Origin of the sequence: Marinobacter sp. DSM 26671 (genome assembly GCF_900112835.1) — a bacterium.
Lineage (GTDB): Bacteria > Pseudomonadota > Gammaproteobacteria > Pseudomonadales > Oleiphilaceae > Marinobacter > Marinobacter flavimaris.
Map to the genome: position 1 here is coordinate 18,257 of NZ_FONF01000014.1, position 12,557 is coordinate 30,813.

General features: G+C 57.3%; 11 protein-coding genes. 5 read left to right on the plus strand and 6 right to left on the minus strand.

Going from position 1 to position 12,557, the window contains the following annotated elements; genetic code table 11:
* Nucleotides 1-157 precede the first annotated feature (157 nt).
* The 4 genes from BM035_RS15140 to BM035_RS15155 are packed head-to-tail and all read left to right on the plus strand — an operon-like array spanning nucleotide 158 to nucleotide 4,150.
* The gene (locus tag BM035_RS15140) at nucleotides 158-874 is read left to right on the plus strand and encodes a 3-deoxy-D-manno-octulosonic acid kinase (RefSeq protein ID WP_092032920.1); all 717 of its coding nucleotides are present in this window, start codon (nucleotides 158-160) and stop codon (nucleotides 872-874) included.
* Nucleotides 871-1,989 carry a glycosyltransferase family 4 protein gene (locus tag BM035_RS15145; protein ID WP_092032923.1) on the plus strand — a complete coding sequence of 373 codons (1,119 nt, stop codon included), beginning with the start codon at nucleotides 871-873 and terminating at the stop codon, nucleotides 1,987-1,989. Before BM035_RS15140 ends, BM035_RS15145 begins: the two co-directional genes overlap by 4 nt.
* A complete protein-coding gene (locus tag BM035_RS15150; RefSeq protein WP_053114330.1) occupies nucleotides 1,990-3,069 on the plus strand; it encodes a CDP-glycerol glycerophosphotransferase family protein in 1,080 nt (359 codons plus the stop codon). It begins immediately after the preceding gene.
* 34 nt (nucleotides 3,070-3,103) lie between these two features.
* Complete coding sequence (locus BM035_RS15155; protein WP_092032926.1) at nucleotides 3,104-4,150, plus strand: polysialyltransferase family glycosyltransferase; 1,047 nt, start codon at nucleotides 3,104-3,106, stop codon at nucleotides 4,148-4,150.
* On the opposite strand, the gene BM035_RS15160 is transcribed toward BM035_RS15155, so the two are convergent.
* Genes BM035_RS15160 through BM035_RS15170 form a run of 3 tightly spaced genes read right to left on the minus strand, consistent with a single transcriptional unit; the run spans nucleotide 4,109 to nucleotide 8,435 of the window.
* Nucleotides 4,109-6,118, minus strand: a complete 2,010-nt coding sequence (locus tag BM035_RS15160) for a glycosyltransferase (RefSeq protein ID WP_053114334.1) — start codon at nucleotides 6,116-6,118, stop codon at nucleotides 4,109-4,111. The two genes, BM035_RS15155 and BM035_RS15160, sit on opposite strands and share 42 nt — an antisense overlap.
* Nucleotides 6,112-7,017: a lysophospholipid acyltransferase family protein gene (locus BM035_RS15165; RefSeq protein ID WP_092032929.1), complete on the minus strand. Its 906-nt coding sequence runs from the start codon at nucleotides 7,015-7,017 to the stop codon at nucleotides 6,112-6,114. The genes BM035_RS15160 and BM035_RS15165 overlap by 7 nt, the downstream gene beginning before the upstream one ends.
* Nucleotides 7,014-8,435 carry a mannose-1-phosphate guanylyltransferase/mannose-6-phosphate isomerase gene (locus tag BM035_RS15170; protein WP_014576003.1) on the minus strand — a complete coding sequence of 474 codons (1,422 nt, stop codon included), beginning with the start codon at nucleotides 8,433-8,435 and terminating at the stop codon, nucleotides 7,014-7,016. Before BM035_RS15170 ends, BM035_RS15165 begins: the two co-directional genes overlap by 4 nt.
* Nucleotides 8,436-8,566: 131 nt before the next feature.
* Between BM035_RS15170 and BM035_RS15175 the strand changes: the two genes are divergently transcribed.
* Nucleotides 8,567-9,361, plus strand: a complete 795-nt coding sequence (locus BM035_RS15175) for a glycosyltransferase family 2 protein (RefSeq protein WP_008170849.1) — start codon at nucleotides 8,567-8,569, stop codon at nucleotides 9,359-9,361.
* Between the two features lie 23 nt (nucleotides 9,362-9,384).
* On the opposite strand, the gene BM035_RS15180 is transcribed toward BM035_RS15175, so the two are convergent.
* Genes BM035_RS15180 through BM035_RS15190 form a run of 3 tightly spaced genes read right to left on the minus strand, consistent with a single transcriptional unit; the run spans nucleotide 9,385 to nucleotide 12,544 of the window.
* On the minus strand, nucleotides 9,385-10,440 hold the full coding sequence (locus BM035_RS15180; RefSeq protein WP_092032930.1) for a glycosyltransferase: 1,056 nt from the start codon (nucleotides 10,438-10,440) through the stop codon (nucleotides 9,385-9,387).
* Nucleotides 10,437-11,552, minus strand: a complete 1,116-nt coding sequence (locus BM035_RS15185; RefSeq protein ID WP_092032933.1) for a glycosyltransferase family 4 protein — start codon at nucleotides 11,550-11,552, stop codon at nucleotides 10,437-10,439. The genes BM035_RS15180 and BM035_RS15185 overlap by 4 nt, the downstream gene beginning before the upstream one ends.
* Complete coding sequence (locus BM035_RS15190; protein WP_053114346.1) at nucleotides 11,549-12,544, minus strand: mitochondrial fission ELM1 family protein; 996 nt, start codon at nucleotides 12,542-12,544, stop codon at nucleotides 11,549-11,551. The genes BM035_RS15185 and BM035_RS15190 overlap by 4 nt, the downstream gene beginning before the upstream one ends.
* Nucleotides 12,545-12,557 lie beyond the last annotated feature (13 nt).

Genomic DNA, 12,557 nt, shown 5'->3' on the forward strand with positions numbered 1-12,557 from the left:
CAGATATTGATCCGGTTCAGGTTGTGGCCTGGTGCTGTGGAGCTTTGTCGGCATTCATTGGTAAACTGGCCGCCATTCTAACTTACTCGCGCGTTTCCGTCCCGGCGTGAGTGGGTAGTACGTGCCTTCTTTCAATTTCGGTGACCGGGGACCCAGCATGGTGGAGTCTGAAATCTGTATCCGGGAAAGGTCTTCGGCAATGCTGATTCACCCGGATTACGAGGGCAGGGTTACCGAGGACTGGTTCAATTCCGCCTCTTGGGGCAATCAAGCCCGCCCGGTAAGCAGCGGGGGCCGCGGCGGCGCCTGGTTTTTGCAGGCCGGAGAGGACAGACTGGTGCTTCGAGAATATCGCCGGGGCGGGTTGATGGCGAAATTTGCGCGATACGCCTATGCCTTCACCGGCGAGGAGCATGTGCGGTCCTTTGCAGAGTTCCGGTTGCTCAACAAACTGGTTAGCCAGGGGCTTCCCGTACCCTGTCCTGTTGCGGCCTGGTATCGCAAACTGTCGCCAATTCAGTACCGGGCCGCCATCATCATTGAACGGTTGGAGAATACCACGCCCCTGGCTGACCTTATCTCGGAGCTGGACAATGAGGCGTGGACGTCCATTGGAGAAACCATTCGTCGATTTCACGACGCCGGCGTCATGCATGCGGACCTGAACTGCTTCAATGTACTGGTCCGGGGCAACGAATACTTTCTGATTGATTTCGACAAGAGCAGGTTGATGACTGGCAGTGCCCCGGCGCGCTGGAAAGAGGCCAATCTTGATCGCTTCTCGCGATCGCTGGTAAAGGTGGCCGGAGAAGACGCACGGGCAAAAGCCTGGAGTTATTTCATGAACGGATACAACAGGGGAATGGCCACTTGACCAATCCACAACAGGGCGGATCGCTTCCGTCGATACTTTGTCTTACGGATGCCTGTGATCGTCCGGAGACTGAACTCTTTATCGGGCTCAGAAAGGCCGGGTTCGACGTCGACGTCATGTGTAACCCCAAGGGCCGGAACTATCGGCGTCTTGTTGACGAGGGCATGGTTGCCTGCCCCATGGCCTTGAAGAACCGCTTTGACAAAGAGGGCACCGAGTCCATCCGCCAACAACTGGCCAAGAAAAACTACAAGGTCATTCATGCCTATAATCCCCGGGCCCTGGCCTGCGGATTACGGGCTTCCCGGGGCACGGATATCAAGATCGTCGCCTATCGCGGTGTGATCGGTAACATCAGTTTTCTCAATCCGGAATCCTGGATTACCTTCCTGCATCCTCGCGTCAGCAAGATTGTCTGTGTCGCTGATGCCATCAAGGATTACCTGGCCAGCCTCCGGTTTCTGTGGATGCACATTCCTGAACGGAAGCTTCAGAGAATCTACAAAGGGCACGACCTGGACTGGTATCAATCGCCCAAGGCCGACCTGACACAGTTTGGTGTTCCGGAAGATGCCTTCGTGGTGTGCTGCACCGGGAGAAATACCCCGAGAAAAGGCTTCGATGACCTGATTGAAGCGATCGATAAGCTGCCTGAGGATTTAGATATACATTTGCTGCTGGTGGGAGACGTTATTGATAACAAAGAGATTCAGGCGCAGGCCGCTGCCACCTCTCACCCCGAGCGGATTCACTTTACGGGTTACCGCAACGATGCGCCGGCCATAGCGGCGGCCAGTGATGTGTTTGTGCTTCCCTCGAAGGAAAGGGAAGGTCTGCCCCGTGCGGTCATCGAGGCGATGGTCTATGGAGTGACGCCGGTAGTGACCAGTGTTGGCGGTATGCCGGAGCTGGTGGAAGATGGCGTCAGCGGTATTGTGGTTGAACCGAAAAATGCTCCCGGGCTTTCAGCGGCTATTGAGCGGCTTTACCGCGATCGTGAATTGGCGGCCTCTCTTGGGCAGGCTGCGAGGCAACGGATAGCCCGGAATTTTCACACCTCACAGACCGTCACTGAGACGGGTGAGCTATACAAATCGCTGACGGGCAGGGCTTGAATGCGCCGGTACCTGTTTTTTGTAAACCAACCCTATTCCTATTCAATACTGCGACCGCTGCAGGAAGAGATACGGCGCCGGGGCGATGAGGCTGCCTGGTTCGTCGCCGGGTGCTCAACAGCTCCACTTCAGGCCGATGAGCGCCGTCTCGTTTCCGTAAAAGAGGTCATGGATTACAACGCGGATGCGACCTTCGTTCCCGGTGATTGGGTGCCCTACTTTTTTCCCGGAATCAAGGTTGAGGTATTCCATGGCATGGCGCGCAACAAGCGGGGCCATAGCAGCGAAGATGAAAGTGACCATTACCGAATTCGGGGATGGTTCGATCTTTACTGTACGCATGCCCTTAAAGACACGGAAAAGTTCCGTGAACTGGCCGAGCGGTACCAGCATTTCGGGGTTGCTCACACAGGTTGGCCAAAGCTCGATCCATTGCTGTCGCGGAATGAAATCGGGAAGAGAAACCGTCTGGAAAATGAGTTGCCGGTTGTTTTTTACGCTTCAACGTTCAGCCGGTCCGTTACGTCAGCTCCGGATTTGGTGGAGAAGATCGGCGAGCTCTCCAGAAGTGGTCGCTGGAAGTTCATTGTAACGCTTCATCCGAAAATGGATCCCGCGGTAGTGGATCAGTATCGCAAGCTGAGTGGCGAGAACCTTCGTTTTGTCGAGAGCGATGAAGATCTGCTGCCTCTGCTGCCGCAGGCTGATGTGATGCTCTGCGACACCTCGTCCATCATGTTCGAGTTCATGTTCCTGGATCGCCCGGTGGTCACATTCAGAACCAAAATGCCGGGGCCTTATCTGATCGATGTCCAGGAAGTGGCGGGCGTTGAGAAAGCTCTGGAAGAGGCGGTGCAGTATCCCGATCCGCTGATGAAAGAAACGCGAGCTCTTTGCGACCAGTTGCACAGTTTCCGGGATGGTCGTTCCAGCAAGCGGGTTCTTGATGCGGTCGAGGATTTCCTGATCAACAAGCGTAGCCAACTCAAGCCAAAGCCGATAAACCTTTTACGCAAACTGAAAGTCCGACGTCGGTTGCGGAAGGAACTTGCACGCATGGCACCTGAAAGCTCAGGATAGACCAAGCGAAGATCCCGGCCAGGAAAGGAATGATTTGATCAGCGCCGCAAGCCCAATCAATGTCTTTGTTGCGAGTACGCCCCTGCAACTGATCAGTTGCTCCGAGGCTCGTTACCACTATGGCTGCGACTCCGAAAAAACACTTCTCATCATTGCTAGACCTGATAACCGCGAGACCGAGGGGCAAATGGCTTTCCTGGCCGAGGCGTTGGGCTGGCAGGGCATCGAAACCATTTATCTTAAAAAGAGTTCCTTTTACCTTCGTCTGGGGTCAGTTGCCAGGAGTCTCTCAAAGCGAACTATTGAGAGGTTGTTTATCGGAAACAAATCCAGCTGGATTCACGAAGTGTTTTATCGGGGGTTCGACAGCGAACAGCTGATTTTCGTGGATGACGGCTTGGCAACAGTAACCTATTACCATGCCATTCACGACGAGGGCATCGCCTCCCGGATTTCACCGGCCAAGAAGCGACTTTTGCGAACCATGGGGATCAGGATCCATCGTGTTGTTCCGGAGGTGATCGCTTTCTTCTCCTTCTTTCCGTTACCGAACTCCGAGCTTGTCCAGGTGCGCGTTCACGATTTCCCGGTGTTTCGTAAAACTTTCAAAAAAACGCCCTGTGACAATAGCCAGATGCCCATGGTCGGGTTCCTTGGCCAACCCTTTGGTGGTGAGGATCGGCTTCAGCAATTGAAACTGCAAATCCAGCACGTGGTGGAGCGTCATCCTGATAGCCGCGTGGTGTACTTCATGCACCGAAAGGAAAGCCGGGAAGAGTTGGAGGCTTTGCTGGCAGAATTTCCGCTCGAGATACGGCAGGCCGGTCGTCCGATCGAGGTCGAAGTGGCTCTGTCCGGGGAAATCTATCTCGCTTTCTACAGCTTTGCTTCAACCGCTCTGTTTACCCTGAAAAAGATATTCCCGGAAATCCGGGTGTTCCAGATCGATGATGCCGCTCTGGGCGCCCGGCTCCCTTACTATGACGAATTAAGGCGTATGTTCGGGAGCGTCGGCGTGGAAACGACGCTCCTTCGGGGGTCACGACTTTTCAAAGCGGGCCGGCCGGTCCAGAGTCCATAACCCGGCATACTTGTTGAAAGTCACCTGTGCGTACGTCACAGCGGTAAGATAGCCCACAGCACCGTCCAGAAACCCGAACCGAATAAAGTACACCTGCACGAATGTCATCAGGCCCCTCAGGGTGGGGTAGATCATGGTGCGGGTCTTCTTGCCTTTGCGATGTTTCTCCAGTGAGCCAAGCCAGGCGTACTTGGCGCTTTTTTCCAGCGAGTGGCCGAAATCCCTGTGTGTATAATGTGTCAGGCGGCCCCTTAGGGTTTTGATCTTGCGTCCGGACGGAATCAGTATCCGCTCGTGTACGAGGGCGTCCGAAAAGCTTACTCCCTCGCGACGGAACAGCCGGAGGGGGGCTCGGCCGCTGCGCCCGAAATCCAGGCGGCTGCCGTAGATCGTTACGGCCCAGGGAAGCTTGTACGCGTCCGCGTCAGGATCTACCAGGTGATCGTTGATCTCCCTTGCCAGCTCGGGTGTGACACGCTCATCGGCATCCAGTGACAGCACCCACTCTCCTGTCGCTTTCTCGAGAGCTCGCTGTTTCTGGATGCCAAAGCCAGGCCAGTCTGTGACTTCGACAACATCTGCAAGCTCTCTGGCCAGTTCCACCGTTCTGTCAGTACTGCCGCTATCCAGAACGATAATTTCGTCGGCAACCAGCCTTGCGGACTTCAAGCAGTCGGTGATGTGGTCTTCTTCGTTTTTCGTGATGATAGTGGCAGACACCTTGCGGGCCCTGTTTCGAACATAGGACGCACTCAGCTCTGTAAACATGGCCGAGGCGATGGAGCTAACAGCCAGCAGATAGAAGGTGAGGAACAAAGTCCGATTGAAGGTGGCTTCGGTCAGGCCAAAGAAAAAGTATCCAAGGGATACCATGCAGCCAGCCGCCGCAAGGTGCGCCGTGGCTGCGTGGCGGCTGGACAGGTTTCTGCCAAAGATGGCCAGCGGAATGAAAATAAGCAGGGCCCAGCTGAGAATGCCGGGAATACCGCTGGTTGCGGCATTGTTCAGCAGATCGTTATGCGCATGCCCCGTGCAACAGTCCAGGAAATGCTCTGGCAGATTGCCCGCGGCAACTTCCGATTCTATGCGGTGGGTATAGCCACCAAGGCCAGCGCCCGACCAGGGGCTTTCTCTGAGCATGTTCAGCGCCTGCCCCCAGACCTCCAGGCGAATTTCCATGCCGGAGTCCAGTTGGCCATCATGTAGCAGTCCATTGAGCGAGCTGGACATGCGGTCGCTGGTAATAATCGCGCCGGCGACGAGCATTGGCACAACAATCAATCCGGCAATTCGAAGTCTTTTACCGACTAGTGGTACCAGCGCAATCAGAAGGAAGGGTAGAGCGACCAGATTGCTGCGGGTTTCCGACAACATGGAAATGAGAACGGCCGCCGTTCCACCGATAAAAAACAGTACCGCCAGGCCCCCCCGTTTTTCCCGGACAAAAAACATGGCAGCGACGATCGTCAACATGCCCCCCAGGAGGGCGAGATTGCCAAAGCTGATAGGGTTGATTCCACCGCCAAAACGGGAATTCAAGACCTGACCAAGCGCGCCCTGGCGGGCAGCAATGGTCACCAGAAAAATCCCGATGACAGACACGGCCACCAGTCCGATGGCGGCGAAAGTCGTGCGGGCGCCAATCCGTGCATAGCTGATGGCAACAATCAGGGGCCAGAACAGGATGAACCGGGCGTGCGTGCCAAGGGTTTTTCCACCCTCGTAATCAAACCCTTCAAGGGCCCAGGACAGAAAACTCACCAGCACGAAGAACCAGAAGGAAAAGTGAAGCAGCCTGAGCTCTTTGGGTTTGTCCCAGCCGTCTTTATACAAAGATTTGCGGGCACTGAGCACCATTCCGGCAATCGCAAGCAAGAGAGTCGCGCCGGCCAGGATGCTTGAGGACAGGAGCGCGCCGCCGAGCCCGATGATCAGCAGCGCATGAAAGGCGAGTCTGGGGTTCAACATACTCGGTCCGGATTATAGGGGTTGATTTCGCCGGGCGGCCGATGGCGCATACGCTTGTATTCCCATTGATACTGCTCGGGGATTTCTCGCACGCATTGCTCAATCGCGTGATTCATGGCACTGGTCGCGGCAACAGGATCCTTGTCACCGAGGCCCGGGCCGGTCTCACGTACAACGATCCGGAACCCGGAAGCGTCGGGCAGGCGCTCGGCATAAGTAATCAGCACGTTGGCACCGGTGCGCTGAATCAGCTTGGATACCAGGGTCATGGTTTTCACTTCCATGCCGAAGAAAGGCGCAAAGGCGTTGCCCTTTCCGCGGGGCGACTGGTCCGGCAGGATTCCGGCAACCCCGCCTTCCCGAAGAATCGAGGCGAGCCTGGCCAGGCCGCGGCGGTCGCCCCGGACCAGCTCTGAGCCAAGTCGCCCGCGTACCTTGATCATGTAGTCCTCGAACTCGGGCATATTCGGCGGACTATAGAGCGCTGCCATTTTGTAGCGTGAGGAAAAGAACAGCCCGGCCAGTTCCCAGTTACCGAGGTGCGGCGCCAGGAGAATCAGGCCTTTGTCGCCGGCCATGGCCTTGTCGATAAGATCCAGGCCTTCGGTTTCCCGGATCAGGCCAAGGCATTTCTCCACCGGCCACTCCCACATCAGGGGCACCTCGAGCATGGTCATGCCGGTCTGGGCCAGGGATCTCTTTGACATAACCGCGCGTTCGGTGTCTGAAAGTACGGGGAGGCAAATGGACAGGTTAATGTCGGTTACCTGGCGAGATTTGGTGGGCAATCGCCATACCAGATAACCGACGAAACGACCTACCCTCTGGGCGCCGGCAAGGGATAGCCAGCCGGCAATCCTGAGCAGCCCGGCGATGATGAAATACTTGAGCTTGCTCATTTCCTACCGTACCGATCCTCGTAACGAACAATGTCGTCTTCACCCAGGTAAGAGCCGGACTGAACTTCGATCAGTTCCAGGTCGATGACGCCCGGATTCTCCAACGAGTGCACCTGACCAACCGGAATGTAGGTGGACTGGTTCTCGGTGACCAGGTAGGTTTTCTCGCCGTTGGTGACCCGGGCCGTGCCGCTTACCACGATCCAGTGCTCGGCGCGATGGTGATGCATCTGCACGGAGAGCTTGGCGCCGGGTTTCACAGTGATGCGTTTGACCTGATAGCGGGCACCGTTGTCGATGGAATCGTAGACGCCCCAGGGCCGGTAGACTTCCCGATGGTTCATGTGTTCGTGGCGGCCATCGGTTTTGATCCGTTCCACCACGGTTTTGACGTCCTGAACACTGTCTTTATGGGCGACCAGCAGGGCATCCTTGGTTTCGATAACCACCAGGTTGTCCACACCAACGGTGGCCACCAGCCGGCTATCGGCACGGATCAGCGTGTTGGCGGTGTTATGGGTAATCACGTCGCCGGTCAGGCTGTTGCCGTCCGCGTCCTTGTCACTGACTTCCCATAGCGCGGACCAGGAGCCAATATCGCTCCAGCCGGCATCCAGGGAAACCACGGCGGCCTTGTCGGTCTTCTCCATGACGGCGTAGTCCACTGAGTCCGACGGGCATTCGGCGAAGCGCTCGGCGTTGATTCGCGTAAAGTGCAGGTCATCGGCGGTGTCTGCGATGGCGGCACGGCACGCGGCCAGGATATCAGGGCGATGGGCTTCCAGTTCCTCGAGGTACTGACGGGCACCAAACAGGAACATTCCGCTGTTCCAGAGGTACTCGCCGGAATCGAGGTAACCATTGGCGGTCGCCTGGTCCGGCTTTTCGACAAACTTGTCCACAAGGTAGCTGTCTGGCCCCAGTTCGGTGCCACGGTGGATGTAACCGTAGCCGGTTTCCGGATGGTTGGGGACAATGCCGAACGTAACCAGTTTTCCTTCCCGCGCCAGCGGAATGGCTTTCTTCACGCCCTCCTGAAAGGCCGTAACGTCCTTGATCAGGTGGTCGGCGGCCAACACCAGCATCAGGGGATCATCAGCGCCGTTTTCTGCAGCCTCGGTCAGCTGCAGTGCTGCCAAGGCAATGGCCGGCGCCGTATTCCGGCCACAGGGCTCCAGAATGATCCGCGTATCCTCGTGGCCGGATTGCCGCATTTGTTCCGCAGCCAGGAACCGGTGTTCCTCGTTGCAGATCAGAAGAGGGTTTGCTGCGTCCATGCCCTCAAGCCGCGCAACGGTGGCCTGCAACATCGACAGGGGGCCGTTGGTCAGTTTCAGGAACTGCTTCGGATTCAGCTGGCGCGACATCGGCCAAAGGCGTGAGCCGGTACCGCCAGCCATAATGACGGGGTGAATCATCTGTACACTCCGGGCTTGAGTTAAAGAATTCCAAGAAAAACATCAAAATCAGGCGCGCCATCTTATCATAAGGCAACCATGATATTGTTTTGACCAGTCCGTAAACTGATTGCCCGATACCAGGAATTTTGATGAAGCTACCGTTATCCGTTTATTACATCACCCAGGATGAAGAACTGCGATTGCCGGAATCCCTCGCAAAGGTTTCCGGCTGGGTTGATGAGATTATCGTAGTCGATTCCGGAAGTATTGACCGAACCCGTGACATTGTTGAAGCGGCGGGTGCCCGTTTTGTTCATAACGACTGGCAGGGGTTTGCCTGCCAGAAAGCCTTTGCTGCAAGCCTTTGTCGTAATGACTGGGTGCTGGACCTGGATGCGGATGAGGTGCTATCGGACGAGCTTGTGGCCAACATCCAGGACCTGTTTTCAAAGCCGATTGACCCGGCCATTGCGGGATTCCGGATGCGCTGGGTGCTGTCCCAGCCGGATCCCCGGCATCCGTTCCGCCATGATAAATCGAAGAAGATCCTCAGGCTCTACAATCGTAACAAGGCAGTGATTGAGCCCGAAAAAGACAGCAACAATGACCGGCCGCAGGTGAAGGCTGGCCGGGTTGTGGATTTAAAGGGCGATGTGTTGCACCGCACGCTGATTTCTCTGGAGCAGATGGAGCGCAAGTACTGCCAGTTGTCGACGGAGCAGGCCCGCTTTATCGCCGCAAAGGGACGGCGAATTTCCAGCCCCCGCCTGTTTGCCGAGTTTCCCTTGAAGTTCCTGAAATATTACCTGCTTCACCGCCAGATCCTGAACGGTTGGTTTGGTCTGAGCGTTGCCATTACCGCAGCCAACAGGAATTTCATGCGCCTGGCCAAGGCTCGCGAGATGCAGATGCTATCCGAATTTGAGAGGGAAAATACACGCTAGCTCTCAGCCCAATACAGCGGACATCAGGTGCCTCGTTGCTCGCCCATTGCCCTCAGGTATAGCGCTTCCGTTTGCTCCGCCATGGCGTTGATCGTGAGAGTTTTACGGGCAAATGCTATTGCGGGCTGCTCACTCTGTTTCAGTGTCTCCAGATCAGCGAGCGCTCGCGCTATCAGTTCGGCAAGGTCCTGATCCCGGTGGCCTGCACTGAGAGACGTTTCTGGAAGAATATCCCGCGGTCCGGACACCGGAGTGGAGACCACGGGGCAACCATTGAGAAGGGACTCCGCCAGTACGTAGGGAAAGCCTTCCCGTTCGGAGCTGATCACCGTCAATTCGGCCCTGTCGTAGATGGGCGCCAGATTCTCCCGGAACCCTGCGAGGGTTACCGAGGTTTCCAGTTTCAACTGGCGAATCAAGTGCTCAAGCCGTGATCGCTGGCTGCCTTCGCCAAAAATGGTCAGATGGTAGCGATGTGCCGAATCGCCGAGCATGGCCCAGGCTCTGATCAGCGCATCAAAACCTTTGACGGATTCGAGTCGTCCGACGGCGATTACATTGGTGACTCCCGGCGGTAGCTCCGGGCCGTCGTCTGTTGTTGTTCGTTCGCTCCCGGAATCCACGCCGTTGTAGATAAGGTGTTTTCGGGGGTGTCGCAGAGTAGCCAGAATCCTGGGGCTTACGGCAATGATCTCGTCGAGGCGATCAAAGGCCTTATGGCTGGACTTGGTGCCGTGCACCGTGCCGATTCGCACCCGGGCAAGGCTTCCGGTTTTCGCCGCGAGCTGCGCAGCCTTGTTGCCCTGGGCGTGCAGAATATCAGGTGCTATTTCTCGAAGTCGCCGGCGGAGGGCAAGTTGGAGCCAGAGGTTCCGTCGCCCCAGTTGAACGGGCAGCGCATGAAAGTGGATGCCGGAATGGAATTTATCCCGGTAGTCTTTGTGAGCCACTACATGGACGCAATGCCCCCGTCTGGCCAGATCGGCCGCCAGATCGGCGGTGTGTTTTTCCATGCCGCCCCAGGTTGTGCCGGGCGTGGCAATCAGAAGGGCGATCGTTAACCGGGGCGGTGAGGTCATGATCGGCCTGCGGTATTCTGCAGCACCGTTTCGTAAACGGCCAGGCTCGCTTCTGTCTGTGCCTCCAGGCGGAATCGGTAGGGGATCTCAATGGCCGGAGGCCCGGCATCCAACATCCGGGAAACGGCCTGTGCGAACTCATCCACGTTATCCGGCGCCACCAGGCCTTCCCGGAAGCACGCCTGCAGTGTTTCCGCCGCCCCGCCACGATTATAGGCCACGACCGGTGTTCCCGAAGCGAGGGCTTCGGTCACTGTCCGGCCAAAGGGCTCGGGTTTGGTGCTCATGTGACAGACCACGTCGGAGAGCAGATACAGGTTGGTCATGTCATTTCGCTGGCCCAGGAAGCTGACCTTTTCGGTCAGGTCCAGGCGAGACCGCTCCTTCTCCAGTTCATCCAGGAAATGCTCTTTGCCGGGCTCCGCACCACCCACAATAATACCGTGGCAATCGGGCCGCTCCCGCACCAGTTTCGCCATCATGGCCAGGAAATCCAGTTGGCCTTTCCAGCGGGAAATCCGTCCGGGCATCATGATGATTTTCTTGCCGGCAAGCTGCGGATACTGACGGAACCAGCGGTCCAGCCATTGCTGGCTAAGTTCACGTTGGTGGAACGCATCCACATCGACACCACGCTGAATAACCGTCAGCTTCTCCGCCGGAACGGGGTAGTTGTTCATCACGTAGTCCCGCACACACTGGGACACAGCAATGATGTGATCGGCGCGGGTCATGATGGCGCTGTAGGGTGTTACCGAATACATGCCGTGGAATGTGGACACAACCGCCGGGCGTTCCCGTTTCGGGATGCTTTTCAGAGCCAGGAAGATAATCCAGGCGGGCATGCGCGAGCGGACATGAACGATGTCCGGCTTCAGTTCAAGAAGCAGTTTTCGCATCGGCAGGATTTGCCCGAAGGACGCCGGATTTTTCCGGTGAATCGGCATGAAAATATGCTTTGAACCCTGTCCCCGCAGTTGTTCCGCCATGGGTCCGCCCTTGGAGACGACAAAGGATTCGTGGCCGCGTTTGACGAGGTCTGCAGCGAACTCTACGGTACCTCTTTCTACACCGCCGCTGTACAGCGCTGGAAGTGCCTGAAGAATTCTCAAGGCTGGGCCCCCTTGGGCAGGCGTTGATTGGTTTTGTGGCTCTTTGGCAGTAACCCGTTTTCGATGACCCATAGGGCTGCGCGATTGGCTTCCCAGAGCGACTGGTTGTGGTCGGCCCTGCCGGCCATGACGCTGGCGTGATCCGTCCACTTGGCAACATAGCCGTCCCGGACCAGCCGTTCCACTCCGTCCACGACCCGGCTGCCGGGTCTCGCCGCCAACTCGAAAAGGCCCGTTGGCACTCCGGAGGTTGCCGCCTCGCAAACCATGGACATGCTGTCGGGAGTCACCCAGACCGCCCGTGAGGCGGAAAGTTGATGGCTTAGCCAATCCTCGTGGGTCTGCTGGGGGTGAACAACGGTGATCCGCACTCCGGCCATGTCGTCGAGGCGGTCCTGCAGGGGCTCCGGTGTTCGCCGTGAGGTGCTGATGGTCCAGCGCCAGTCAGGGTACTGACCGATCAGGTGGGATATCTGGCCCAGGACGACATCGTCGTCCCAGTCGAAGTGCGGCGAAGGCCCGCCTATGAGTAATAACGCTTCCCGTTTCTCGGTGATTCTGGCCAGGGGTGTGATGGTGTTCAGAACGCCTTCGGTTAACAGCACCCGCGGGCCTGGTTGGACGCGATCATGGGCTGGAATCAGGGCGCCGCTGACCAGAGACAGCGGAAACGCGGGCTTCATGATGACCAGCGTTCGGGTCCCGCGACGTTTTCGCAGCGCAAGCAGTAATCGATGCGTGCCGGACCCTGCCGCGACGACAAGATCGGGGCGAGGCAGTGACGCCTCCATACGTGGCGAAGAGGCCAGCAATGCCCGCCACAGAGGTACCTCTACGGTGGAGGCATCAACCCAGTAGGTGCTTGCTCCCGCCAGGACGCGAAGCCGGTTGCCAAGCCCCTTCAGCTGATTCCGGTGACCCGGCTTGTTGTCGGTCAGAAGCCACACCACCGGAGTGGATGCATCCTGCGTTCTGGGCTCGGGTTTGGCCATGGTGTTCCGGCAT

What these genes read in the sequence shown, in the direction of transcription:
- BM035_RS15175 (WP_008170849.1), top strand. Translation starts at nt 8,567, where the DNA reads ATGAAGCTACCGTTATCCGTTTATTACATCACCCAGGATGAAGAACTG.
- BM035_RS15180 (WP_092032930.1), bottom strand. Translation starts at nt 10,440, where the DNA reads ATGACCTCACCGCCCCGGTTAACGATCGCCCTTCTGATTGCCACGCCC.
- BM035_RS15150 (WP_053114330.1), top strand. Translation starts at nt 1,990, where the DNA reads ATGCGCCGGTACCTGTTTTTTGTAAACCAACCCTATTCCTATTCAATA.
- BM035_RS15140 (WP_092032920.1), top strand. Translation starts at nt 158, where the DNA reads ATGGTGGAGTCTGAAATCTGTATCCGGGAAAGGTCTTCGGCAATGCTG.
- BM035_RS15165 (WP_092032929.1), bottom strand. Translation starts at nt 7,017, where the DNA reads ATGAGCAAGCTCAAGTATTTCATCATCGCCGGGCTGCTCAGGATTGCC.
- BM035_RS15160 (WP_053114334.1), bottom strand. Translation starts at nt 6,118, where the DNA reads ATGTTGAACCCCAGACTCGCCTTTCATGCGCTGCTGATCATCGGGCTC.
- BM035_RS15190 (WP_053114346.1), bottom strand. Translation starts at nt 12,544, where the DNA reads ATGGCCAAACCCGAGCCCAGAACGCAGGATGCATCCACTCCGGTGGTG.
- BM035_RS15170 (WP_014576003.1), bottom strand. Translation starts at nt 8,435, where the DNA reads ATGATTCACCCCGTCATTATGGCTGGCGGTACCGGCTCACGCCTTTGG.